Consider the following 24413-nt stretch of genomic DNA (forward strand, 5'->3'; position numbering starts at 1 on the left):
ATTATAGTTTTTGTGTGAATAATAACTGTAGCCCGTCTTCTGTCGCTTTTTCAATTTTTACAGAGCGGATATCTTCAGCATAGGAAAATCTTACGCTGAATTCAGCATTTTGGAGGGAGGCCTGATGTCTGGAAATACCTTCTTTCTCATAGACTTCCAGTTCCGGGTTTAGCGGGTTCTTTACAAGTTGCTGAGCCGCTTCTTTTCCATCAGCTTTTATTATGGTAATAACAAAATCGCCCTCCCGGATTTCATTTCGGTCAAAAGAAGGTAAAAATTTTAATCTGCCTTCCGAAATTTTAGTTTCCTGAAGAACAATTTTTGCATTTCCTGAAAGGTCTTTATCTGTCCTAAAAAACAGATACATAATCCGGTCAGCCTTCTTTACAGATTTTTCCGTCGCAAAATCCCCGAGCAGAGCTAATTCACTCTTTTTCTGAAAACTACAAAACAGAAAAGCGGGAACAATGAATAAGTTAAGTAAATTTTTCATGATCATTTTTTCTTAAAGTTAATAAAGTTTTAAATACAAATCACCAGTCTTTGATTTTTTTTTCATGCTAAAAAAAATTACAGAAAGTCCTATCTTTGAACCAATGATTGCAGAGAAAATAATTTTAGGTATTGACCCCGGAACAGCTGTCATGGGATTTGGTCTTATTTCCGTTAAAAAAGGTAAAATGGAAATGATCTCCATTCATGAACTGATTTTAAAAAAATATCCTAATCACGAAACGAAGCTCAAATATATTTTTGATAAGACCTTGGCCCTTATCGATGAATTTCACCCTGACGAGGTCGCTCTGGAGGCTCCTTTCTACGGAAAGAATGTTCAAAGCATGCTGAAACTGGGAAGAGCACAAGGGGTAGCTATGGCTGCCAGTCTTTACAGAAATATTCCCATTACCGAATATTCTCCTAAAAAAATTAAAATGGCCATTACCGGAAATGGTAACGCCAGTAAGGAACAGGTAGCGGGAATGCTTCAGAATCTGCTGAAATTAAAAGAATTTCCCACAAAATATTTAGATGCTTCCGATGGTCTCGCCGTCGCTGTATGTCATCATTTCAACTCGGGAACTATAGCAGATACCAAATCTTACTCAGGCTGGGAAAGTTTTCTAAAACAGAATCCGGATCGTTTAAAATAAAAAAGCCCCTAAAAAGTGTCTAACTTTTTGGGGGCTATCTATTTTACAAGGTCTTTTTTATTTAGTTATTTAAAAATTTCTTGGATTCTTTTTGGGCTTTGCTTGTATAGTTGATGATGAATACCCCTTTAGGAAGTTCTCTGCTCATCTGAATTTCATTAGTAGGGGAATTTCCTTTCTGAATCAGCTTACCACTCATATCATAAATCTGATAATCACCAAAAATATCATTTTTGTTTCCTGATAGTTTTAATTTATTTTCAGATTTGATATAGGTCATTTTTGATTCTGACGTCCCTTTTATTTCAGATGTTCCTAATTCAGAACTGGTAATTCTTATGGCATAATCCTCCATTTGTCCGTATTGTAACTGTGAACACGCAGTCAGGTCAGGAAGTGTTGTTCCTCCGAATGTTGCAGCATCTACGGCTATTCTCATTCTTAAATATGTACCGGTAACGGCATTGGAAGGAGGTGTAATTGTATTGGTAATGGTCATTCCGTTTCCTGAAGGTACCGTAGCCGATGTATTGTTAACAACAAGCTCGGAAGCCTCAAATGATCCGTTATTATTATAATCTATCCATACCTTGGTAATGAATTTCTCTGCCTGTCCGAAACCGTTTTCATAATATACATTCAGAGCAGTACCTGATGTTAACGGAATATCCGTATAATATGCAGGTCTGATACAGTTTGCGGTAGCGTAATCGTCATAGAATTTAGGAGAAACCTCATCCGAATCATATCCATTAGTCATACTGCTGATTGAACCAAACTCCACCCTTGTAGGGCCTACTGCATAGTTGTTGTTGGTAGGGTGCAAAATTCCTGTAGGACTACACTGTGCTGCAATCACAGACACTGGAGACGGAATCACAACTGACGGATCTTTTGCTGCTGTGGAATTAAGCAGATTCTTTCTGTACTCCATTAATAACATAATTGCCCTTTCTCTCTGTCCTTCGGTAAACTTCCGGTTTGTATTGGAATAATTCATAATATTATACTGTACTCCCTGATAATTCACTCCTGTACACGGATTGATTGCGGTATTCGAAGGTGCAGGATTCTGATAATATGCAGCTCCCGATACCTCTGTATCACAAACCTGGTCATTATCTACGGTACAATCTGTCTGTGCGGGAGGACAATAGTTTGCACTTCCGCTTGTCGCCTGATAATTTCCACCTTCAAATGTATGGTAAAGTCCAAATGAATGGCCCAGCTCATGTGTCAGTGTCGTGTCATTTTGATTTTTAATGGTGGCTACTTTCATAAAACTTTCATAGAAATAGTCATAGACTTCAGGAAAACGGGCATACCCCATTAATCCTCCTGCAGACTGTTGCTGCCCGTTAAAGCCAATAATCACATAAATATTGAAATAGGACGTTTCCGGCCAGTGCGGGGCCAGAGTCTTAATCTGGCTATCAGTCGCTCCGTTCCCCGATGCAGCAGACTTCATTCCTCTTGTATCATACAGGGGAATTGAACTCCCGTTATATCTCACAATCCCTGTGGTGGGGGTACATTGGGGAGATCTTTTTGCCAATACCAGTCTGAAAGGCATTACATTTCCGCCGTCAATTCCTGGCCCTTCCGGATAAAATCCGTTACCATAAGTAGTTGCATACATTTTGTTGGCTCTTTCAATCCAGTTGATGATTTCCTGATCGGTGACTGCCAGGTTTGCATTAGCTGCTGCCTGCGATTCAATCACGTGCACCACAACCGGAATTTCATAAACCTGTCCGGTATACAAGCCATTCCAGGAGGTTGTTCCTCCCACTTTATTAAGAAAAGCCTGTTTGTTAATACTTCTTAATTTCTGCTCTCCGTCTTCCCGCCTTTTTTTCAATTCAGGAAACCTCGCATCCATTTTTTTTAGTTCTTCATCAAAGCCACAATAATGCTCCTGGCTTTGAGAAAAAACATTAACAAACAACAAAAGCATCGAAACAATAGTAATTTTGTTCATTTTTACATTTTTTTTATTTATATTAAAACAAAAATATCATTTTTTTAATTAAATCATTAAAATTGAAGTGTTTTTTTATCATTATTCACTCTAATATATATGTTTGTCTGATAATAGATTAAATCTATATATACGATTACTTGGCAAAACATAATACTATCTTTTACATTGGTATGATTTTTAGTAGTACATTTGTATAAATTTTCAGTTATGAAAACAAACCAACAAACTATAAATCAATCGAATCACAAAATAAACTGGTTCCAGAAGTTTCTTATGATATGCTCCGGTGGCAACATCCATATTTTAAGGAAGACTCCGAGTGAATGGAATAAATTTTCAGGAATTGGAGGAATTGTTCTTTTCACGGCTATTTTTGCTACTCTTTCAGCAGGATATGCCATGTACACTGTATTTGATAATATCTGGGCTGCCACAGGTTTTGGAGTTCTGTGGGGATTAATGATTTTCAATCTTGACCGCTATATTGTATCCTCTATTAAAAAGACAGGTACATGGTGGAATCAGATCCTCATGGCCATTCCCCGTTTAATTTTAGCAACCTTTTTAGGAATTATTATTTCAAAACCTTTAGAACTTAAAATTTTCGAAAAAGAAGTTAACAAGCAGCTGAATACAATTATCCAAAGAAACAAAAAACAGCTTCAGGGCGAAATGAGCGGAAGAATTCTGCAACAAAGCGGGCCTTTTGAAACGGAGAAAAAACAAATTTCAGAAAAAACAGCACAATATCAGAAATCCTATGATTCGGCATCGGTAGAACTTGAAAAAGAAATCCTTGGAAAACAATCCGGCCTGACCAGTGGAAAAGAGGGTTTTGGACCGAACGCGAAACGTAAACAGGAATTAAAAGAACAGCGAAGAAAGGATCTGGAAAACTATCAGAAACAAACCGCCCCAAGACTGGAATATCTGGATAAAGAAATTTCCAAAGTATATACCAATCTGGAAACGGAAAGAAAATCCTCTGAAACCTTTGAGGATAAATTCAACGGATTTGCGGCAAGATTACAGGCGCTGGATGAACTTGGGAAAAATTCTGCCATTATAGGGCTGGCTGCTACTTTTATTATGGGGCTTTTTATTTGTCTTGAGATTTCTCCTGTACTGGTAAAACTCATTTCCCATGTCGGGCCCTATGACTATCTGCTAGAAAAAACGGAAAATGATTTCAGGCTCTACTCTAAAGAAAAAATTGAAAAAGGAAATGCGGTGACAGATTTCCGGATTGATGATTTTAAGGAGAACCTGTACAAAGAAGAGACCAACGATTAGTACCTATTTGAATCCAAAATTGATGTTTCAAAGCTTAGTTCGGGAACCTATATACTCAGAATTAACACAAAAGATTTTCAGCACCGTGAATTTAAATTTGTAAAAAAATAAACGACAAACTATTAAGACTATAGACTATTTAAGCTTCCGGAAATCCGGAAGTTTTTTTTAGAATTTTAGGGAATGTTTTTTGCTTTGCTTGATGATGCCGTCAAGTGTAGTTCATAACTTTATTTATTTTCCGGAAACTGAAATATTGAGAATCATATATCAGTCAGGAGCTGTTTACGATTATTTTAAAGTCCCCCTGAATATTGCGGAGAAGTTTGGAAAAGCATCCTCGAAGGGCCAGTTTCTGAACAGGGTCATCAAACCGAAATTCAGATTCAGGAGAGTTTAATAAAGATTATTTTTACGACAATATCATTAAAAAAATGAGGCTGTTTCACTTTTGAAACAGCCTCAGCTATAGTTAAATTCCTTTTATTTCTTATAAAGAATAATTCGGAGCTTCCTGTGTAATAATTACATCGTGCGGGTGAGATTCTTTCAATCCGCTTCCTGTAATCATTACCAGTTTGGAATCCTGTTGTAAAGCTTCAATATCTTTAGCCCCACAATACCCCATACCTGCTCTTAAACCTCCTGTCAACTGGAAAATAACGTCTTCCAGTTTTCCTTTGTGTGGTACTCTTCCTTCAATTCCTTCCGGAACAAATTTCTTAGCTTCACTCTGGAAATATCTTTCTTTTCCTCCTCTCTTCATAGCAGAAAGACTTCCCATTCCCTGATAAGACTTGAATTTTCTTCCCTGGAAAATAATTTCCTCACCTGGTGCTTCATCAGTTCCTGCTAAAAGAGATCCTAACATTACTGCTCCTGCTCCGCTTGCAATAGCTTTTACGATATCTCCGGAAAGTTTGATCCCACCATCTGCAATAACTGTTACATTCTGAGACTGAGCATATTCGTATACATTATAAATGGCAGATAACTGAGGAACCCCTACCCCTGCTACTACTCTCGTAGTACAGATAGATCCTGGCCCAACACCCACTTTAAGTACATTAGCACCTGCAACAATAAGATCTTTCGCAGCATCTGCTGTTACGATATTTCCTCCAACGATATCCAAGGTAGGATATGCTTTTCTGATTTCTGAAATTTTATCCAGTACTCCTTTAGAGTGTCCGTGTGCTGAGTCAATAGCAACGATATCCACCCCTGCATGTACTAAAGCTTCGATTCTGTCAAGAGTATCTTCACCAACTCCGACTCCGGCTCCTACGATAAGGCGTCCGTTCTGATCTTTATTGGCATTAGGGTATTCCAGCTGATTATCGATATCTTTGATGGTAATTAACCCGACAAGTTTATTATCTTTATCTACGATTGGAAGTTTTTCTACTCTGTTTCTGAGAAGAATTTCCTTTGCTTTTTCAAGGTTAGTATCTTTATCAGAAGTGATCAGATTTTCTTTGGTCATGATCTCTTCTACTTTCATATCAAGATTTTCCTGATATTTCACATCTCTGTTGGTAATGATTCCGATTAAAACATTATCAGCATCTACTACGGGTAATCCTGAAATTTTAAATTTCGCCATCAATTCTTTAGCTTCACCTAAAGTATGATCTTTTGAAAGGGTAACAGGATCGGAAATCATTCCGTTTTCGGAACGTTTTACTCTGTTTACCTGAGCAGCCTGCTCAGCAATCGTCATGTTTTTGTGAATAAAGCCTAAACCTCCGACTCTTGCTAAAGCAATGGCCAGATCAGCTTCAGTAACGGTGTCCATCGCAGCGGAAACTATCGGAACATTCAGCGTGATTTTGTCGGTAAGTCTTGATTTTAATGAAACCTGGTTAGGTAAAACTTCTGAATAAGAAGGGACTAGAAGAACGTCATCGAAAGTGATGGCTGTCTCTACAATTTTGTTATGAATAGACATCTTTACTTTCTTTGCAAAATTAGGTTATTTCGATGACATATGAAAATCCTTTTTAATAGTTTACATAAAATTTAATAATCAATAACTTAAATCAAAAAACCATTCTTTTTTAAAGAATGGTCTCATCACAAAATAAATAAGTATGTTGAAAACTACTTGTTACAATTCAATTTTAAATAAAAATAATCTTATTTAACTACGTTTCCGTTTTCATCTAAATTCTCAATATGTGTCTGATTATTTTTATCTACATATAATTTTAATCTTACCTTTCCTTTAGTGTCGCGGATAAAAACTCCTACGTCTCCATTGGAGGTTTTGCCTGCAAAAAAACGTTCATTAGTTAATTTTCCTTCCGCTCTCAGCTTGGCATATGCTCTTTTACTTGCTGCAGGATCATTCAGTTTTTTAAGTGAGTCTTCAAATTTAATGACTGCTTCCAGCGGAAAGTTATCAGGACGATCCCAAAGTTTCAATCCATACACCCGGTTTTTATCTTTTCCGTTTTCTTCAAAATACTGAAGCTGCATAATCTGATCCGTATGTCTCTGATCTATGGAATAGACCATTCCTGATTCTTTTTCATTACCATCATAAACAAGCCCGCCACATTCGTCTCCTAATGAATTAAAAAAAATAAGTCCTGCTTCCCGTTGTCTCGGGCTCATTTCTTTATGATTGAGCATTCCGGGGTGTTGCCGTTCCTTATTACTGATCACCATTTTCAGGGTTCCATCTTTTTCAACAATATTAATCCTTTCAACATCTATCTCCTTGAAACGTTCATTGGAAGCCTGTGTTTTGAATGCAAGAATAAAAAATAATACACATAATACAGTTAATGAAAATGCATAAATTTTAAGAAAACGTACTTCTTTGATTAATTTTTCCATATTAAAACAACTTTTCTGCTAAAGATAAATTAGTTATCCGAAATAGAATTAATCATTCTTGAAATATCATCGGGTGTAAAGCTTCCTTTTATATCAACGAAGACCAGTTCTCTGTCTGATTTTACGGTAATCAGCATATTCTTAATGGCATCGCCTGTTTGTTTTACTCTGAGATTTACATTGTCTCCGTCATGTTTTACTGTAGCCCAGTCTTCGTACTGATGATCATTCAGATACTGTCCATATCTTCGAAGCATTTCCTGGCTCCCGTTTTCTACGGTAAGTACTTTTATTTTGGAAATCTTCTTAATCAGGCTGATCACCTCTTCACTTTCTCCATCTTGCCGCAAAGCTCTTTTGATATAGGGTTTAGCCAGTGCAACAGGCACATTGACACTCATAAACCGGGCTTCTTTAAAATCATGCCGGGCATCTGAAAAGAAGTCTATATTTGGCTTTCCTGAGACAATACAAGACTGGAACATTCCTATCGTCAAAAACAGAAGAATAATTTTTAAAGTTTTCATGATTATTTTTTTAGTCAATAGGTTTTAATGCTCCTGAGCTTTTACTGATGTTAGACTCAATCTCGGGTCTTCCTTTGTATCTTACCGATCCTCCCGAAGAGGCTCTTACTTTCAGTTTATCTGAAACACTCACGGTAAGGCTTCCACCGGAAGTTGCCTCGGCTTCTAGACGCGCAAATTTAAGATCATCTGCTTTACATACTGCTCCGCTGCTTATATCTACAATTCCGGTATCTGCATTACCATTCAGACTGATACTGGAGCCGCTTGAACTTTTAATATCAATATTAGCCGCCGTAATTCCTGCTCTGATATTAGCTCCCGAAGAAGCAGATACATCCACGGATGTTGAGATTTTAAAATCACCGGTTATATTGGCTCCTGAGGACGCATCGATAGCCATATTATTTTCCTGAATAGAATTAACTACCGTAAAGTTAGAGCCTGAAGACACATCAATAGAAGACATTTTCGGAGAAGAAACGTTTACACTTAAATTTCGGAATCTCAGGCTTTTTGTTCCTTTATTATCGATGTATATCTTCAATATTCCTCCTTCAACTTTTGTAACAATATATTGTAATTTATCTGAATCTGCGATAACCTTTACACTGGTAGGTTTTTCTTGTTTGAAAATCACATTGACTCCCGTACTTACCTGGATTCCTGAAAAGTCACCTACATTTCTTGCTTCCCCGTTCAGATAAGATTCATTAGTAGTCCCGGAAGTCAGATTATTTCTTTTATTGGTGTTCGGATTCAAATTGGTTTCACTGGAGTTGATAATCTTACTGACATCATCCATGGATAATTTTCCGTCCAGCATCACGAAAATACTTTCTCCGCTTCCACCGTCTATACTCAGCAACAGATCGTCTAAAATACCGTTTTTTGCTTCTGAAGAAAGAAATTTTATCTTCGCTCCGGAATTATTAACTGACATAATTTCACTGTAGTTCAGATTCTTCAGATAGGAAGAAATATCCCTGCTCAATTGGGACAGGTTATTTTGAACTCTTCGTCCGTCCGCTGTATTTGCCTTTTCAGGATTTTCCGTAATCAGAATCTTCAGCCCGTTAATCTTTGACAAAAGCGGTTTAATTTTATCCAGCTGTGAATCGTCTATATTCAGGCTGCTTAACATCCCGAACATGGGCTTGGCAATTTTGATGGAAGTCACCCCTTCTACCTCCTGATATTTTTCAAAAAGCTGATCAAATTTGTCTCTTTGGCCATATACATTAAAGAAATGGGAAAAAGCAAGTGCGAATATTATGAGTAATTTTTTCATGAGTCAATTTTTTTAAGTTAATGATTAGTACTGATAAGACCTAGGTTCTTTTTCAGTTAATAATCGTCATCTACTACTTTAGGTTGTACCAATTTTTCACTAACGTTATTTGCAAATATCTGGAATGAATACTTAGTTACATTGATCGCTTCATCTACATTATCGATTCTTTTTCCGTTTACAATAACATAAGAGTTCTTATATCCGGTTGAATCATTTGAAGCTTTATTTTTAAAAGAGGAGTTGTCTACATACCTCGGTCTTCTTTCTTTTTTCAGTCTGCCTCTTTTGGGAAGAATTTCATCCATTACATCTTTTTCAGCAACAGGCCCTTCCTGGAAAATAGAATCTTTTTTGGCACCTGCTATAGAATCCGTATGATTCACGGCTACCTGCCCCTGATGATCGTTATTTTCTTCTATAAAGCCTGATTTTTGTTTTAATACTTCATCTTTTACCAGTTTTCCTTTATCCTGAATATTGGTATTCATATAGGTATTGAAAACAAACCCGAGACTGAACAGCAATAGAATAGCAGCAGCCATCCAGAACCATTTCGGGAAAGAAGGCTTATTCTTTTCCAGAGGAATCACCGGAGCATCGTCATTGGTATTTTTTTCTTCGGTTTGCTGAAGAAAATCATCAAAGCTCCATTCCATCTTCTCTTCTTTTATATCCCGGAAGATTTCGTCGTATTTATCTTGTAATTGATCTTTTTTCATAGCTCATCAGTTGTGAGATTTGTTCTTTTACTTTTTGTCTTGCCCGCATAAGGTTTACCCTTACTGCATTTTCCTCCATTTCCAGCATTTCGGAAATTTCGGAAACTTCGTACTCTTCTACATCTTTCAAATGGATGACCATTTTTTGTTTTTCCGGCAGCTGATTGATAAATCCGATAATATGCTCTTTAAGATTATCAACCTCCATACTGTAAAGTTCCGATCTGTGAAGCTGCATGTCTGCAAATCCTATCTTCACATCGTGGTGTTTCAGACGATTCAGGCATTCGTTCCGGACAGACTTCAGTGCATAGGATTTAAAATTTCCAAACTGTGCCAGCTCTTCCCGTTTTTGCCAGAACTTCATCATCAGATCCTGCACAACATCTTCAGCTTCATCACTGCTCATGACGAATCTTTTCGCAAAACGATACATCTCGTCTTTGAGAATAAACACCGTATTCTTGAAAGTTTCTTGGGTCATGAGTTTTGTTTCTTATAGGTAAGACAACTGCCGTTTCAAATCTATTACATCTAAAATAAAAAAAACTTCAAAAATTTGAAGTTTTTTTTATGATCCGGTTAATAAGTATCAAAAATATGTTTCAGAATAGCCTTATCTTTCTCTGTTAAGGAGACTTTTCTTCTGGCCATTGCTCTTTCTGCTACTTCGTAGACTTTATCTAATTTAAATCTTTCATCATCTTTAAGACCACCCCATGAAAAGTTTTCCACAAGATTGGGTGGAAATCCTGGTTTAAAGATATTGGAAGCCACCCCGATTACGGTTCCGGTATTCAATTGGGTATTGATTGCTGTTTTAGAATGATCTCCCACAATTAAACCGGCAAACTGCAAGCCTGTATCTTCAAAAGCTTTGGTTCTGTAATTCCAGAGTTTTACGTGACTGTAATTGTTTTTAAGGTTGGAAGAATTGGTATCCGCACCAAAATTACACCATTCTCCAATTACGGAATTTCCTATAAATCCTTCATGGCCTTTGCTGGTATACCCGAAGATGATAATATTATTGACTTCACCTCCTACCTTAGAGTGCGGGCCGATGGTCGTTGCCCCGTAAATTTTAGAGCCCAGGTTAAACTTGGAGTCTTCACCCAATGTAATCGGGCCACGCAGATGGCACCCTTCCATGATTTCGGCATTTTTTCCGATATAGATCTTCCCGGTTTTTGTGTTTAAGGTAGAGAATTCAATTTGTGCTCCTTCTTCGATAAACAGATCTTTTTTATCTCCTAAGAATCCGTTGGTAGAAGATAATTCCTGTGAGGTTCTTCCTTTTGTAAGCAATTCAAAATCAAAATCAATTGCGTGATGGTTGTAGGTAAACAAATCCGCTGGTTTTTTAAAGAAAATAAGATGTTCTTTAATATCCGTCATTTTTTCAATCTGATGCAGGGAAAACCCTTTCATATTTATTCTGGCCGCCACCAGTTCGTCTTCATAGACTAAAGCTTCTCCCTGCTTCAGGTCTTTAATTTGCTGAATAACTGTTTCCGTGGGTAAAAAATTGGTCACTAAAAAAAGACTTTCTTTATCTTCCGGGCTTTTGAATTTATCCTGAAGATAATTTTCTGTAAAATAAGACACCTCTGCATTGTCAAGGATCTTTTGCCATCTTTCGGAGAAGGTGAGGATTCCGCATCGCATTGCTGCAACAGGGCGGGTAAATGTAAGCGGAAGAAAATCTTCCCAATATTGTGCGTCTGAAAATACTAATTGCATTTTTTAGAAGTTAGGGGTTAGAGGTCAGAGGTCAGAAATTAGAGACCGGAAGTTTTGCTGAACAAAAAATTTCTGTTTCTAATTTCAATCTAAAACAAAAATACAAAAAGATAGGAGAAGGTGAGACAGGCTGTATCAGGTTTTGGCTAAAGCTGTGGAATTTTTATCTTTTTTTAACCGCTCTCAAGTTCTTATTAATGATTACAGGCCTAGCCCCGATAGAAACGGTTACCCCGCAACAGGCGTCGGAAAGCACGGGCGTGAGGAGTATGAGTGGATAGCGGGATAAAGCTCTAAAAAGAAACTAAAGAAGATGGACGGCAATAAAAAAAGTCTTCCAAAAGATTGGAAGACTTTAGTATTTTAATTTTCAAAAAATTACTTAGCGAATTTTTTGTATTTGTTCATGAATTTATCAACTCTACCTGCAGTGTCAACTAGTTTTACTTTACCAGTGTAGAAAGGGTGAGAAGTTGAAGAGATTTCCATTTTGATCAATGGATACTCTTGTCCTTCAAATTCAATAGTGTCTTTTGTTTCTGCAGTAGACTTGCAAAGAAACACTTCGTCGTTACTCATATCTTTGAAAACAACAAGTCTATAATTTTCTGGGTGAATTCCGTTTTTCATAATACTATTTTTAAAAAAATTAAAGTTTGCTTTCGAAATAGTAATGGATATTTCTCTGCTAATTTTAGGTTGCAAAAGTACAACATTTTTTCGAATATCCAAATACCGGATTCAATATTTTTTTAATGATAAGAAATTCAAAGTATTTTCGTTAAATTTGGAACCTACTTAAACTTTAATTTCGATGAAATTCAAATTATTACTGGCTTTTTCTTTTTGGGCGCTGCTTGCTGCAGTATCATGTAATAAGGATGATATTACCTTTGATGCTCCTTCACAGGCACTGCGTTTCTCAGCGGATACGGTATTTTGTGATACGGTTTATCATCAGGTACGTTCCGAAACCTATGTTGTAAAAGTATATAATAATGAAGATAAGGATATTTTGATTCCCAGAGTGAATCTTGAGAGTGGTGCAGCTTCATTATATAGAATCAATGTAGACGGAAAACCGGGATATGATTTTAAGGATGTTCCTTTAAGAAAGAAAGACAGTCTTTATATTTTTGTAGAAATTGCTCCTGAAGCCAGCGGACCTGAAGCGATTGCTGAAGACAAGATTGTTTTCACCAGTGGTGCAGGACAACAGCACGTCACGTTATTTTCTGTCGTTCAGGATGCTGAGTTTTTTATTCAGACTCCTACTAATCCTAATTTGATTACCACCAATACGACATGGAATAATACGAAGGCAAAGATTATTTATGGCGATCTTACCATCAATCCTAATATCGCCTTAAATATTGAAAAGGGGACTAAGGTTTATTTCCATAAAAACAGCGGAATGAAAGTGTCTTCCGGCGCTGCGTTAAACATCAACGGAACTCAGGATGAACAGGTGATTCTTCGTGGAGACAGAAATGATCTTGATCATGATACGCTTCCTAAAAACTGGAACTCCATCAGAATGGCAGCCAATTCAACTCTTAATATGAATAATACAAGGCTTTTTGGAGGAACCAGAGGTCTTGAGATGAAGCAAACCAATGCTACGATTAAAAATTCATTTATCCATACGTTCTTTGAATATGGAATTTATGCAGTGGGATCCACAGTGAATGCCAGCAATCTGGTTATGAATAACTGCGGTTTATCGTGCATCGGAATTTTCAGAGGCGGAAATCACAGCTATACACACGCAACGATTGCCAATTACTCTAAAACAATGGGATCATTGGACAGAAATGGGATTTTTGCTACCAATGAATGGAAAAATGACTCGGGACAGACTGAGCAGGGAGCTTTACAGCAGCTTAGCCTTAAAAACAGTATTGTATATTCGGACAGAGACAACTCGGTTCACTTTGAACAGACACCGGGACAGCAGTTTGAATTCTTAATTCAGAACTGTCTGATAAAATATTCTACTACATCGGAGGCAGGGTTCCCTTTTAATCATATCAATGTTGTACAAAGTATCAGGAATGAAGATCCTCAGTTTGTCAATTACTTTATGGCTAAAATGAATTTAAGGGTAAAAACCACATCGCCGGCAAGAGGAAAAGGGAATGTGACTGTAGCAGGCACCGTTCCTTTTGATATCGTGAATGTATCAAGAACGACTAATCCAACACTTGGGGCTTATCAATAATGGAAATTACTCATCTGCAACAACAGGTCGATGAATGGATCAAAACCATCGGTGTACGTTATTTTAATGAACTGACCAATATGGCGATGCTTACGGAAGAAGTAGGCGAAGTCGCCAGAATTATCGCCAGAAGATATGGTGAACAGAGTGAGAAAGAAAGCGATAGAAGCAAAGATCTTGGCGAAGAACTGGCCGACGTATTATTTGTAACCTTATGTCTGGCCAATCAGACCGGAGTGAATCTGCAGGAAGCTTTTGATAAAAAAATGAAAATCAAAACTGACCGCGATAAAGATCGCCATCAGAATAATGAGAAACTGAAGTAATGTAAGACCTCAGATTCCGGATTCCGGAAATCAGGGTTTATTGATTCCTAACCTGATTTCGGAATCTCAAACTCATATGAAAAATAAAAACTGAAGCAGAAAAAAGGCCGAAGCTTGCAGACCGTAACCGTCTGAAATCTGATGCCTGAAATCTGAAATCTTAAAACAATGAAGCTAGAAAAATCTACATTAACAGGAAACAAAACGGTTCAGATCAGCGGTTCGAAAAGTATTTCGAATCGTTTATTGATTTTGGAAAGTCTATTTAAGAATATAAAAATCGGGAATCTTTCTAATTCCCAGGATACGCAACTGCTGAAAAAAGCATTGTCTGAAAAAGATGCTGATGTAGTAGATATTCATCATGCGGGAACTGCGATGCGTTTTCTTACTTCCTATTATTCGATCATGGAAGGGAAAACTACAGTTCTTACGGGATCCAAGAGAATGACGGAAAGACCAATCAAAAATCTGGTCAATGCATTACGTGATCTGGGTGTTGAGATTGAATATTTACAAAATGAAGGTTTTCCGCCTTTAAAGATTACGGGAAGAAAAATCACTCAATCTGAGGTCAGTGTTCCTTCCAATATTTCCAGCCAGTTTATTACCTCGCTTCTTCTTATTGCAGGGAAGCTTGAAAATGGTCTGAAGGTGAATCTTGTCGGAGAAGTAACGTCGAGATCATATATTGAGATGACCCTGGATATTTTAACTAAGTTTGGAATTACAAGCAGCTTTGAAGGCAATACCATTCAGGTAGAACCTTTTCACCCTAAGCAGGGTACTATAAGCTATGAAGTGGAAAGTGACTGGAGCTCGGCTTCTTATTTCTACTCGATCTGTGCATTGGGGAGAAAAACCATTCACCTGAAAAGTTTTTACAAAGCGTCTACCCAAGGAGATGCCGCGATTGCAACTATTTATGAAAAGTTCTTCGGGATTACAACTATCTTCTCTGAAGAGGAGCATACAATCACTTTACAACCTCAGCCGGATTTTAGTTTTCCGGAAAAGATTGTACTGGATATGAACAACTGCCCGGATATTGCACAAACGCTGTGTGTAACAGCTGCAGCTTTAAAAATTCCTTTTGATATTTCAGGACTGGGAACTTTAAGAGTAAAAGAGACCGACCGGCTGCTGGCTTTATATAATGAACTGAAAAAACTGGGAACGGAAACGGAAATAACCGATCTGACCATTAGCTCCATCCGTTTTGGAGATCCGGAGGAATCTATTTCCATTACAACTTATCAGGATCACAGAATGGCTATGAGCTTTGCTCCGTTTTGCCTGATCAAAGAACTCAATATTGAAGACGAAGACGTTGTGGAAAAATCTTACCCTATGTTCTGGGAAGATCTTGCCAGCGTGACCATCCAATAATTTAATAATTTAAATGAGGCCATTTGAAATAAAAGTATATTTTCGGATGGCCTAATTCAATACCATCACATTCTATGAAAAAATACTTAGCCTTACTGGCCCTAGTGCTTCCGTTATCCGTTTGGGCGCAATACCTTCTCCCTAATGAAGAAATCTTATATTCTTTTGAAACTAAAACCGGGAAGAAAATGGCATTGGTAAAAGATAAAAATGACGGTTATATCCAATACCGGTTCGGAAATAAAGATCATGTGGAGATGGCCTATCCTGCCGAAAAAAACAAAGACAGCTGGAAAAAATTCAAATACAGATCTTATATGAGAGGAGGCGGGAAACAAAACGCCGGAATGGAGCTGAATTACCTGACCTTTAGCAATAATGGCTATCAGTATCAGTTATTCAGGACTTATTATGCAGAGGACTCTTCGTACGCCACAGGCATTACGGTTACCGGAGCCAATGGTAAGGAAACGAATATTAACGGTATCTATAAAAGCATCAAAGGCTGCATGTGTCATCTGCAAGAATCAGACCTGATAGAAAAGGAGGATACGGGATTATAATTTCAGATCAAGATGAAAAGCTGCCTTTCATTTGCTGGTGTTCTGTTCGTCATATTTTCCCATGCCCAGAACCTGCAAATCTTTTCAGTACCGAAAGGGTATCAAAAAATTGCCGAAGCACGTGGAGATCTGGACAGAGACGGAAAGGATGAAGTGGTTATGATATTTGACACAGACCAATCCGTTTCAGCAGACGAAAGCCTGCCCGAAGGTAAAGATTATCAAAGAGTTTTTTATATTTTAAAAGCTCACACAGGGGGTCTTAGCATCTGGAAAGAAAACAGGATTCTGCTTTTTTCAAGCGGCACCGGCTTTTACCCTGAAGACAATGGTCCGCCGGAAATCTCCATCAAAAATAATTCTCTGACGTTTACCCAGACTTTCAATACGAATTCGCGGCATACACAGGTTTATAAACATACATTCAGGTTTCAGAACGGAGATTTTTATTTAATAGGTTCTCATGATCAGTTTGAAGATACCTGTGATTTTAATTTTTTAAGTGAAATCAATTTTTCAACAGGGAAAGTTATTATTGATAAAGCATATTCTTCCTGTGATGAAAATTCAAAGATTCCGGAAAATACGCATAAAGAATTTATCTATAAGCCGAAGACTCTTATCAAAATGAATACTTTCAAAATCGGAGCTCAGAAGTTTAAGATTCCGGGTTCTCATGACAACTTTATTTTTTAATCAATAATTTCGATTTTTCTTTATTTAATACAAGTTAATTATCTCTTAAAGTTAAATTAACTCCTCATATCTTGACATATTCTTATTTTTAGAATACATAAAAATATAATAAAACTATGTTCAAGAATCACGTGAGACGTTTCACAACCATTACCCTAGGTATTGCTGCCGCAAGCTTAGTTTTCTCCTGCTCGGAAAGTATGACTGAAAGGGACTTAAATGATACGGGAATAAATTCCCTGCAAAAAAACAGTTACAGAGCTGCCGCGCTTCCTATTGAGATGAACAGCTGGATGTCTGGTCTTCAGGATAATATTTCGATTGCCAGGATTTCTATTCCGGGAACTCATGATTCGGGAGCACGTGTAGATGCCCCTGTTGTATCAGGTACAGCGAAAACACAAGACCTCAGCATTGCAGAACAACTGAATGCAGGAGTCCGTTTTCTGGATATTCGTTGCAGACATATTGACAATTCATTTACCATCCATCACGGTGCTATTTATCAGAATTTAAATTTTGATGACGTTCTTAATGCCTGTTATTCATTTCTTGAAAGCCACCCCTCTGAAACGATTATCATGTCTGTAAAAGAAGAATATGATGCATCCAATACCACCAGAAGCTTTGAGAAAACCTTTGACTCTTATGTTCAGAAAAAACCTTCAAGATGGAACCTTGGAACCAATATTCCTACATTAGGAAATATAAGGGGAAAAATCCAGTTATTAAGGAGATTCTCTGCTGAAACGGCTAAAGGGATCAATGCTACTTCGTGGGCAGATAATACGACATTTGAAATCAATAATAACGGGGCTCCTATGAAAGTTCAGGATTATTATAAGGTAACCAACAATGATGATAAATGGAATGGTATTTCTACACTTCTCAATGAAGCTAAAAATGATGGTAATAACAGGTTTTTTGTTAATTTCACCAGCGGTTACAAACCCGGAATATTTGGTATTCCAAGCATTCCTACCGTATCCAATGCTATTAACCCTAAGTTGAAAACATTTTTCCAGGCCAATACAAAAGGTTCTTACGGGGTAATGCCTATTGACTTTGTGAATGCAGAATTATCTGAGTTGATTGTGAAGACAAATTTCTAAATTAATTAATTGTTAGATATTCAAAAAGGCAGCCTCACTGATGAGGCTGCCTTCTTTATTTTTAACATATAAACCCGGGATATTACTTTTGGATTCCGTATGCGGATAATATTTTATTAAAAATTTCCGTGTTTTCAAACAATCCTGTAAATTCTTTGGAATTGGGACCGTAAGCAAATACACTGGACGGAATTGAAGTATGATCATTTGTACTGAAGTTTCCGAACACCCAGCCATCTTTCAGACTGCCGTCCAGAAGGGTTAGACCACCGGTTTCATGATCCCCTACCACGATGACCAGCGTTTCCTTATTTTCATCGGCAAACTTCATTGCTTTTCCGACAACATAATCAAAATCCAGCAGCTCGGTTACCAGCTGTTCCATATTATTGCTGTGACCGCCACCATCTGTCTGTGAGGCTTCTATCATCATAAAAAAACCTTTTTTATTATTTTTCAGATCATTTAATGTCAGATCAAAGGCATCAGCAAGCCAGTTTCCTCTGCCATTTGTTATTCTCTGTGAAGCCAGCGGATCAATCACCAGCGTTCGGTTATTTATTTTCCCTACTGACTTTAAATCATTGAATACCTCTACTTTTGCTTCTTTAAACTTCTGTAGATTTTCCTGAGACAATCCTGCAGTAGGTCCTCCGATTAAAATCTTTGTTTTAGAAGCGGCAAAATCTTTCAGAATAGGCTCTGAACTGTTTCTGTTATCCGAATGGGCATAAAAGTCTGCAGGTGTAGCGTCGGTAACATCTCCCGTAGAAATCAGACCAGAAACCATTCCTTTTTCAGCGATAATATCCGGAATCTGAGCAATTGCTTTTCCCATAGCATCAACTCCCACAAATGTATTTTTGGTTTTTACTCCTGTTGCAAAAGCTGTTGAACCCGGAGCAGAATCCGTAATATAGGCATTGGATGAATTGGTCTTTGATAGCCCGGTAGACTTCATGTTGAAAACATTCAGTGTTCCTTTATTGGCTGTAAACGCAGCATAATATTGCGGTAAGGAAGTTCCGTCCGGAATCAGCAGGATAACATTTTTTACTTTTTTAGCCGTCCCGTCTGTTTTATAGGTAGGCGTATAGGTAGCATACTCTTTCGTATTTTTATAAAAATTCCTGGGGATCGTATTCATAAATTTTTTAAGATCCGGAATATGATCGGTGTTAATATAGTCGACTCCCATATCCATAAGATTTACCCATGCATTGGGAAAATCGGGGGCTCCATAAAAACGCACCGGCTTCTGTTGAGCATGAGCTTTGTCCACTGCTTTCTTAATCTTATCGGTTTCTTCATCCCTTGGAATTCCTTTCCCGTTCCATTTTACCAGTCCCGGTAAATCCGTACTGAACATTCCGATTCTGCTCAGCTGATCCGGGGTGTAATTTTTTTCAAGATCTCCGTCGAAATAAAGATAATTAGGATAATTTTTAAAATCATTCGGTTGTGGCCTTCCTCCGGTGATCACTATTTTAATTCCTGCATTTCCTGTTATTTCAGGATATTTTTTCAATGTACTGACTAATGCATTTAAACTGGTTTTATAATCCTGCTTAATATCGATCAGTAATTGCAGTTTTTTATGGGCATCTGCATAAATATGTCCTTTATTTAGCTTTATCTGTTTCGAAATATTGTCCAGATACAGATTTTCCAAAGTTCGGTCAGCAGACAATTCTTTTTCTGTATGAGCCACCCATAATTTGCCTTTTACCAGGAAGACGTCTGCTTCAATAGAACCAAACTGAGCATAATAAGCCTCCCAGAAAGGAACTTCCTGCATATAATCATTATGTGAATGGGCGTTCCCAACACTATAGTTTAAATAATTCTGTGCCTGGTTTTCAGAAAAAACGGCTAAAGCCAATACAGCTAAAATTTTTGATAGTTTCATTCTCATATTGTATTGTTTATAGGTGAAATGAAACGACATATATGCATCTTTCTGCATGTCAAAAAGTATTATAAGCGTTTCAAAAAACTATATCACCACAGTAATTCTGTGATGATATAGTGAATCATATATTAGATTAACATTTTTTACCAACCTTCATTTTGCTTGATAATGCCATGGCTGTTTACAATCTCAACCTGTGGAACGGCCCAAACATTATGTATTGCCGGATTAAAGTTCCTTGCTGCCCAGACTTCCTGGTTGTCTCTGCCGTGAAGAGGTTTCGAATACACATTTTTAGCATCTCCCCAACGTACAAGATCCCTGTGTCTGTCTGCCCATTCACCTGCCAGTTCGCAACGTCTTTCATGTTTAAGATCAGCCAGTGTACATCCAAATTTCGGAGCCAGACCTGCACGCTTTCTGATCATATTGATTTCCACATCCGCATTTCCGCCAGACATCAGTAAGGCTTCTGCTCTGATAAGAATCACCTCAGCGTAACGCATAATCGGAACGGCAAGATCTGTACACGGATAATCTCCGTTAGCACTTACGTGCCCGCTGTTTAACGGATATTTAAAAGCATCCATATATTTATTGAACTGGTACCCTGTTCTGGTATTTACAGAAGCATAAGTTCTTTCGGTTCCGTTAAAAGTAAACTTATCCCCTATTTGCAGAATAGTAACCTCTTTTCTCTTATCTCCTGTCTCATATTCATCAAACAGTTCTTTAGTGGGTTGGAAATATCCCCAGCCGTTGTATTCTCCCCATCCTTTATTTTCCAGCATTACCCCCGGAAGAATACTTCCCACCGCATTAAACTTGGGAGTACTTGGTATTGACCAGATGTACTCTGAAGAATAGTTATTTTCGGCTTTGAAAACATCTGCATAGTTATTCAGAAGTTGCCTGTTTCCTTTAGTCATTACTTCATTAGCCCAGAAAGCAGCCTGCTGATAATCTTTCATAAAAAGATATACTTTAGCCAGAAGTGCCCATGCGGCAGCTTTGTGTGGTCTTCCATAATCTTTTGCAGGAAGTTCTGCCTGGCTTGGCAATAGGTCTGCGGCTCTTTTCAGGTCAGTAACGATATAATTATAATTCACGGTGACATTGGCAGCTCTTGGAATCGGGTTCGGGTCCGGTTCTTTTGTACGATCAATGATAGGAATCCCTGCTTTTTCGTTTCCATAGTTATAAGCAAGTTCAAAATACATTCTGCTGCTCATAAATAATGCTTCTCCCAGGTATTTATTTTTAACTGCTGCTGAAGCCTGAATATTATCAATATTACGGATGACGCGATTGGCCACCCCGATCACATTATATCTTTTGTTCCACTGAGTTTCCAGATCTCCTGAGGCAATATAATTGCTGCTGAAGTTTTTAGCGTTATCGGCTTCATTTTTGGTTCTTCCGGTCACCATATCATCACTGGCATTGATAAACCAGAAAAACCCTCTTCCATAAAACTCACTGTCGGACAATGGCTTGTACATGGCATTGGCCCCTGTGATAAGATCATTTTCCGTTTTCCAGAAACTTGCTTCGGTAGGGGTTCCTTCCGGCTGAACATCAAGTTCTCCCGTACAGGATAAAAGCATTACCGCTATTCCTGATGCTAAAAATATTTTATTAAAAATTTTCATTTTTTTTACTTTTTTATTGTTAAAAATTATAACCCGACTTCCAGTCCGAAAATGAATGCGCGTGCCTGCGGATATCTTCCGGTATCCACTCCGTAAGAGTTCATTCCGACCTCAGGGTCAAAGCCTGTATATTTAGTAATGGTAAACAGATTATTGGTAGTCACATAAATTCTGACCTTATTGACATCAAGTTTTTTATACAGCTCTCTTGGTAAAGAATACCCGATGGTAAGGTTTTTCAGTCTTACATAAGATCCGTCTTCCACATAGAAGTCAGAGACTTTGGAATAGTTTCCGGCCGGATCTCCATGTACCAGTCTTGGAATATCTGTATTCGTATTCTGAGGGGTCCATGCATTCAGAATATCCCTGTCCATATTATAGTTCTGTCCTGTTCCACCCGGATTTAGTGAAATAAACTTCATCCCGTTAAAGATTTTATTTCCGTATACACCCTGAATAAAGAGATTCAGATCAAAATTCTTCCATGTCATGTTATAAGAGAATCCATAAGAAAACTTAGGATACGGACTTCCCAGATTTACAAAATCATTATTATTAAGAATTCCGGTATTTCCGTCTTTTTTCAGGAATTTAATGTCTCCCGGTTTAGCATTCGGCTGGATAAGATTTCCGTTGGCGTCTTTATAATTATTAATTTCATCCTGTGACTGGAAAATTCCTCCGGTTTTGTACCCGTAAAAAGAATACAACGGATCACCTATTTTCACACGGGTAGGTTTCAATACCCCTCTCACGCCATTATCATTGATAAAAATTTCATCAATATCGGCAAGCTTCTTCACCGTATTTTTTAGTTGACTAAGCGAAACTCCCACAGAATAAGTAAAATCACCCGAACCTTTACCGTTATAATTAAGTCCAAGTTCATATCCTTTATCCTGGAATAATCCGGCATTTACATACTGATTATTATAGGTTGCTGTACTTGGTAAGCTTACATTAAAGATCTGATCTTTTGAATTTTTAACGAAATAATCAAATTGCAGGGAAAGGCTGTTATGCAGGAAAGAAGCATCCACCCCAAAATTGGTTTGTTCAGATTTTCCCCACTTTAGGTCCGGATTCGGACGTGTTGTAGCATAATACGCAATATTTTGCGAAGGATCCTGTCCAAAAATCACATTATTATCTCTGGTCATCAACGGATTAACCGCCTGAGGAGAAATACCTCCGAGATTCCCAAGAATACCATAGCTTCCTCTAAGCTTTAAACCTGAAAGCCAGGAAATATCTCTCATAAAGTTTTCCTTTGAAACTACCCATGCACCTGAAACGGCATAGTAGTTGGCGAAACGGTTCTGTTTTGCAACCAGTGAAGAGCCATCACGCCTGCCTAATAAACTTACAATATATTTACCTGCATAATCATAGTTGACCCTTGCCAGATAAGAGACCAAAGCCTGTTTGAACCTGTAGCTGGAAACTTCTTTATTGGTATCGGCTGCGTTCTGAAGGTATTGGAAAACCTGTGCCTCACTTCTGAAATCAAATGCTTTTGCAATAAAGCCTTCATCAATACTTTTCTGGAAAGTAAAACCAGCTAAGAAATCAAAGTTATGTTTTGCCGCTGAAAATTTATAGGTAAGGAGTTGTTCTGCAAGTGCTGTTGAAGAATTGTTAGACTGGTATTCTAAATTATTCGTATCAAAAATTTTTCCTACTTCCAGTACTCTTGAGGTAAAATTTTTGCTGTCTCCTATTTTAAATGTCTGTGAAAAGTTAGAACGGAATTTTAAATCTTTTGCCAGTGTAATCTCCGCATAAGGATTGATCAAAATTTCATGGGTAGGATTTCTGATATTGATTCTTTTAAGGTAGGCTACCGGATTAATCATATCTCCATAACCTCCGGCCACATCAATCGGCAATCCTGAAAAAGCTCCTGATGGAGTATATACCGGTACATTGGGCGGATAGTACATGGCAGCAACTAAGGCTCCGGTATATCCATTTTTAGTATCTGCCGTATTTCCGTCAGAATAATTATAATACATATTTTCTCCGATGGTCAGCCAGTCTTTTACTTTATGCTCTGAATTAACTCTGAAATTATATCGTTTAGACTGTGTATTTAATAAAATTCCTTCCAGAACCCTGTGGTTCATTCCCACATAGAATTTGGATTTTTCTCCGCCACCGCTTAAATTAAGGTTATATTCCTGAATAGTTCCTGTACGAAAGATGTCTTTCATCCAGTCTGTTCTGGTTACTCTTCCGTCCGGATATTTTTCAGCATTGAAAGCCAGGGGTAAATCCTTCAGATTTCCGGCGTTGGCATAAGCCTGATACATTACATCCTGAAATTCTGCTGCATTTAAAGACTCTTTCAGTCTCCATGCCTGATTGATTCCGTATTTAGTATCAAAGTCTACGGTAAGGTTTCCTTTTTTCCCTTTTTTAGTCGTAATAAGAATAACTCCTCCCGAAGATCTTGCTCCGTAAATTGCTGCTGATGCATCTTTAAGAACAGAGATATCCTGAATATCATTAGGGTTAATGGATGGTGTACCATTAAAAACAACCCCATCTACCACATAGAGAGGTGTCTCTCCATTGATTCCTCCAAGTCCGCGGATATTAACCTTGGGAGTACCGTTAGGATCTCCGCCTTCGTTCACTACCGTCACTCCGGGAGCTTTTCCCTGAAGAACCTCTCCTATTCCTGACAAAGATCTGGAAGTAAGTTTATCCAATGAAGCTTCAGTAACAGCACCGGACACTTTACTTTTTTTCTGTGTTCCGTACCCAACAACGACAACCTCGTCAATGGTTTTTTCTTTTAAGCTGTCTTTTTTTTGTGACAGGAACATCGGCGAAACCGATATTGCACCGATAAGCAGCACCCTTCCCGTTAAATAAGAAACTGAAACAGGGACTTTAAATACATTCATGACATCCTTTTTAATTAGATGCAAAATTAGAACAGCCCCAACCTGAACGACATTAAGATTTTCTTATGTTTT

The 24413-nt window shown here is 37.8% G+C and carries 23 protein-coding genes; 10 read left to right on the forward strand and 13 right to left on the reverse strand.

Going from position 1 to position 24413, the window contains the following annotated elements:
* Position 1 precedes the first annotated feature (1 nt).
* Entirely contained in the window at positions 2-493 is a 492-nt protein-coding gene (locus tag JO178_RS18270; protein ID WP_291938850.1) for a hypothetical protein, read from the reverse strand.
* 103 nt (positions 494-596) lie between these two features.
* On the opposite strand from JO178_RS18270, the gene ruvC reads away from it, so the two are divergent.
* Positions 597-1151 carry a crossover junction endodeoxyribonuclease RuvC gene (ruvC, locus tag JO178_RS18275; protein ID WP_291938921.1) on the forward strand — a complete coding sequence of 185 codons (555 nt, stop codon included), beginning with the start codon at positions 597-599 and terminating at the stop codon, positions 1149-1151.
* A gap of 61 nt (positions 1152-1212) precedes the next feature.
* On the opposite strand, the gene JO178_RS18280 is transcribed toward ruvC, so the two are convergent.
* Positions 1213-3132 carry a zinc-dependent metalloprotease gene (locus tag JO178_RS18280; protein WP_291938852.1) on the reverse strand — a complete coding sequence of 640 codons (1920 nt, stop codon included), beginning with the start codon at positions 3130-3132 and terminating at the stop codon, positions 1213-1215.
* 210 nt (positions 3133-3342) lie between these two features.
* On the opposite strand from JO178_RS18280, the gene JO178_RS18285 reads away from it, so the two are divergent.
* From JO178_RS18285 to JO178_RS18295, 3 genes are all read left to right on the forward strand, one after another.
* Positions 3343-4428, forward strand: a complete 1086-nt coding sequence (locus tag JO178_RS18285; RefSeq protein WP_291938855.1) for a DUF4407 domain-containing protein — start codon at positions 3343-3345, stop codon at positions 4426-4428.
* 18 nt (positions 4429-4446) lie between these two features.
* Entirely contained in the window at positions 4447-4539 is a 93-nt protein-coding gene (locus JO178_RS18290) for a T9SS type A sorting domain-containing protein (protein WP_291938923.1), read from the forward strand.
* Positions 4540-4633: 94 nt separating this feature from the next.
* Entirely contained in the window at positions 4634-4828 is a 195-nt protein-coding gene (locus tag JO178_RS18295; RefSeq protein ID WP_291938857.1) for a KTSC domain-containing protein, read from the forward strand.
* Positions 4829-4918: 90 nt separating this feature from the next.
* On the opposite strand, the gene guaB is transcribed toward JO178_RS18295, so the two are convergent.
* From guaB to JO178_RS18335, 8 genes are all read right to left on the reverse strand, one after another.
* The gene (gene guaB / locus JO178_RS18300; RefSeq protein ID WP_291938859.1) at positions 4919-6379 is read right to left on the reverse strand and encodes an IMP dehydrogenase; all 1461 of its coding nucleotides are present in this window, start codon (positions 6377-6379) and stop codon (positions 4919-4921) included.
* A 188-nt stretch (positions 6380-6567) separates the two neighbouring features.
* On the reverse strand, positions 6568-7272 hold the full coding sequence (locus JO178_RS18305) for a hypothetical protein (protein WP_291938861.1): 705 nt from the start codon (positions 7270-7272) through the stop codon (positions 6568-6570).
* A 29-nt stretch (positions 7273-7301) separates the two neighbouring features.
* Entirely contained in the window at positions 7302-7799 is a 498-nt protein-coding gene (locus JO178_RS18310) for a DUF4252 domain-containing protein (RefSeq protein WP_291938863.1), read from the reverse strand.
* Between the two features lie 10 nt (positions 7800-7809).
* Positions 7810-9090: a DUF4252 domain-containing protein gene (locus JO178_RS18315; protein ID WP_291938865.1), complete on the reverse strand. Its 1281-nt coding sequence runs from the start codon at positions 9088-9090 to the stop codon at positions 7810-7812.
* Between the two features lie 56 nt (positions 9091-9146).
* Positions 9147-9812: a hypothetical protein gene (locus JO178_RS18320; RefSeq protein ID WP_291938867.1), complete on the reverse strand. Its 666-nt coding sequence runs from the start codon at positions 9810-9812 to the stop codon at positions 9147-9149.
* A complete protein-coding gene (locus JO178_RS18325; RefSeq protein ID WP_291938869.1) occupies positions 9787-10296 on the reverse strand; it encodes a sigma-70 family RNA polymerase sigma factor in 510 nt (169 codons plus the stop codon). The genes JO178_RS18320 and JO178_RS18325 overlap by 26 nt, the downstream gene beginning before the upstream one ends.
* 98 nt (positions 10297-10394) lie before the next feature.
* Positions 10395-11555: a putative sugar nucleotidyl transferase gene (locus JO178_RS18330; RefSeq protein ID WP_291938871.1), complete on the reverse strand. Its 1161-nt coding sequence runs from the start codon at positions 11553-11555 to the stop codon at positions 10395-10397.
* A gap of 378 nt (positions 11556-11933) precedes the next feature.
* A complete protein-coding gene (locus JO178_RS18335) occupies positions 11934-12185 on the reverse strand; it encodes a type B 50S ribosomal protein L31 (RefSeq protein ID WP_027375398.1) in 252 nt (83 codons plus the stop codon).
* A 184-nt stretch (positions 12186-12369) separates the two neighbouring features.
* On the opposite strand from JO178_RS18335, the gene JO178_RS18340 reads away from it, so the two are divergent.
* The 6 genes from JO178_RS18340 to JO178_RS18365 all read left to right on the forward strand — a co-directional run bounded on the left by JO178_RS18340 (position 12370) and on the right by JO178_RS18365 (position 17862).
* On the forward strand, positions 12370-13776 hold the full coding sequence (locus JO178_RS18340) for a hypothetical protein (RefSeq protein ID WP_291938877.1): 1407 nt from the start codon (positions 12370-12372) through the stop codon (positions 13774-13776).
* Positions 13776-14102 carry a nucleotide pyrophosphohydrolase gene (locus JO178_RS18345; protein WP_291938879.1) on the forward strand — a complete coding sequence of 109 codons (327 nt, stop codon included), beginning with the start codon at positions 13776-13778 and terminating at the stop codon, positions 14100-14102. Before JO178_RS18340 ends, JO178_RS18345 begins: the two co-directional genes overlap by 1 nt.
* 168 nt (positions 14103-14270) lie before the next feature.
* Positions 14271-15491, forward strand: coding sequence for a 3-phosphoshikimate 1-carboxyvinyltransferase (locus JO178_RS18350; RefSeq protein WP_291938881.1), 1221 nt, complete (start codon positions 14271-14273; stop codon positions 15489-15491).
* A 74-nt stretch (positions 15492-15565) separates the two neighbouring features.
* Positions 15566-16054 carry a hypothetical protein gene (locus JO178_RS18355; protein WP_291938883.1) on the forward strand — a complete coding sequence of 163 codons (489 nt, stop codon included), beginning with the start codon at positions 15566-15568 and terminating at the stop codon, positions 16052-16054.
* A 12-nt stretch (positions 16055-16066) separates the two neighbouring features.
* Positions 16067-16750, forward strand: coding sequence for a hypothetical protein (locus JO178_RS18360; RefSeq protein WP_291938886.1), 684 nt, complete (start codon positions 16067-16069; stop codon positions 16748-16750).
* Between the two features lie 116 nt (positions 16751-16866).
* Positions 16867-17862, forward strand: coding sequence for a phosphatidylinositol-specific phospholipase C (locus JO178_RS18365; protein WP_291938888.1), 996 nt, complete (start codon positions 16867-16869; stop codon positions 17860-17862).
* A gap of 82 nt (positions 17863-17944) precedes the next feature.
* On the opposite strand, the gene JO178_RS18370 is transcribed toward JO178_RS18365, so the two are convergent.
* The 3 genes from JO178_RS18370 to JO178_RS18380 form a co-directional block, all read right to left on the reverse strand.
* A complete protein-coding gene (locus JO178_RS18370) occupies positions 17945-19777 on the reverse strand; it encodes an alkaline phosphatase (RefSeq protein ID WP_291938889.1) in 1833 nt (610 codons plus the stop codon).
* Between the two features lie 140 nt (positions 19778-19917).
* On the reverse strand, positions 19918-21426 hold the full coding sequence (locus JO178_RS18375; protein ID WP_291938891.1) for a RagB/SusD family nutrient uptake outer membrane protein: 1509 nt from the start codon (positions 21424-21426) through the stop codon (positions 19918-19920).
* Positions 21427-21452: 26 nt separating this feature from the next.
* Positions 21453-24341, reverse strand: a complete 2889-nt coding sequence (locus JO178_RS18380) for a TonB-dependent receptor (protein WP_291938893.1) — start codon at positions 24339-24341, stop codon at positions 21453-21455.
* Positions 24342-24413: the final 72 nt, after the last annotated feature.

Origin of the sequence: Chryseobacterium sp., from assembly GCF_019236175.1 — a bacterium.
GTDB lineage: Bacteria > Bacteroidota > Bacteroidia > Flavobacteriales > Weeksellaceae > Chryseobacterium.

Coding starts and splice junctions, on each gene's coding strand:
- guaB (WP_291938859.1), bottom strand. CDS start 6,379: ATGTCTATTCATAACAAAATTGTAGAGACAGCCATCACTTTCGATGAC.
- JO178_RS18325 (WP_291938869.1), bottom strand. CDS start 10,296: ATGACCCAAGAAACTTTCAAGAATACGGTGTTTATTCTCAAAGACGAG.
- ruvC (WP_291938921.1), top strand. CDS start 597: ATGATTGCAGAGAAAATAATTTTAGGTATTGACCCCGGAACAGCTGTC.
- JO178_RS18380 (WP_291938893.1), bottom strand. CDS start 24,341: ATGAATGTATTTAAAGTCCCTGTTTCAGTTTCTTATTTAACGGGAAGG.
- JO178_RS18355 (WP_291938883.1), top strand. CDS start 15,566: ATGAAAAAATACTTAGCCTTACTGGCCCTAGTGCTTCCGTTATCCGTT.
- JO178_RS18285 (WP_291938855.1), top strand. CDS start 3,343: ATGAAAACAAACCAACAAACTATAAATCAATCGAATCACAAAATAAAC.
- JO178_RS18375 (WP_291938891.1), bottom strand. CDS start 21,426: ATGAAAATTTTTAATAAAATATTTTTAGCATCAGGAATAGCGGTAATG.
- JO178_RS18335 (WP_027375398.1), bottom strand. CDS start 12,185: ATGAAAAACGGAATTCACCCAGAAAATTATAGACTTGTTGTTTTCAAA.
- JO178_RS18305 (WP_291938861.1), bottom strand. CDS start 7,272: ATGGAAAAATTAATCAAAGAAGTACGTTTTCTTAAAATTTATGCATTT.
- JO178_RS18295 (WP_291938857.1), top strand. CDS start 4,634: ATGCCGTCAAGTGTAGTTCATAACTTTATTTATTTTCCGGAAACTGAA.
- JO178_RS18350 (WP_291938881.1), top strand. CDS start 14,271: ATGAAGCTAGAAAAATCTACATTAACAGGAAACAAAACGGTTCAGATC.
- JO178_RS18360 (WP_291938886.1), top strand. CDS start 16,067: ATGAAAAGCTGCCTTTCATTTGCTGGTGTTCTGTTCGTCATATTTTCC.
- JO178_RS18270 (WP_291938850.1), bottom strand. CDS start 493: ATGAAAAATTTACTTAACTTATTCATTGTTCCCGCTTTTCTGTTTTGT.
- JO178_RS18280 (WP_291938852.1), bottom strand. CDS start 3,132: ATGAACAAAATTACTATTGTTTCGATGCTTTTGTTGTTTGTTAATGTT.
- JO178_RS18310 (WP_291938863.1), bottom strand. CDS start 7,799: ATGAAAACTTTAAAAATTATTCTTCTGTTTTTGACGATAGGAATGTTC.
- JO178_RS18365 (WP_291938888.1), top strand. CDS start 16,867: ATGTTCAAGAATCACGTGAGACGTTTCACAACCATTACCCTAGGTATT.
- JO178_RS18330 (WP_291938871.1), bottom strand. CDS start 11,555: ATGCAATTAGTATTTTCAGACGCACAATATTGGGAAGATTTTCTTCCG.
- JO178_RS18340 (WP_291938877.1), top strand. CDS start 12,370: ATGAAATTCAAATTATTACTGGCTTTTTCTTTTTGGGCGCTGCTTGCT.
- JO178_RS18370 (WP_291938889.1), bottom strand. CDS start 19,777: ATGAGAATGAAACTATCAAAAATTTTAGCTGTATTGGCTTTAGCCGTT.
- JO178_RS18345 (WP_291938879.1), top strand. CDS start 13,776: ATGGAAATTACTCATCTGCAACAACAGGTCGATGAATGGATCAAAACC.
- JO178_RS18320 (WP_291938867.1), bottom strand. CDS start 9,812: ATGAAAAAAGATCAATTACAAGATAAATACGACGAAATCTTCCGGGAT.
- JO178_RS18315 (WP_291938865.1), bottom strand. CDS start 9,090: ATGAAAAAATTACTCATAATATTCGCACTTGCTTTTTCCCATTTCTTT.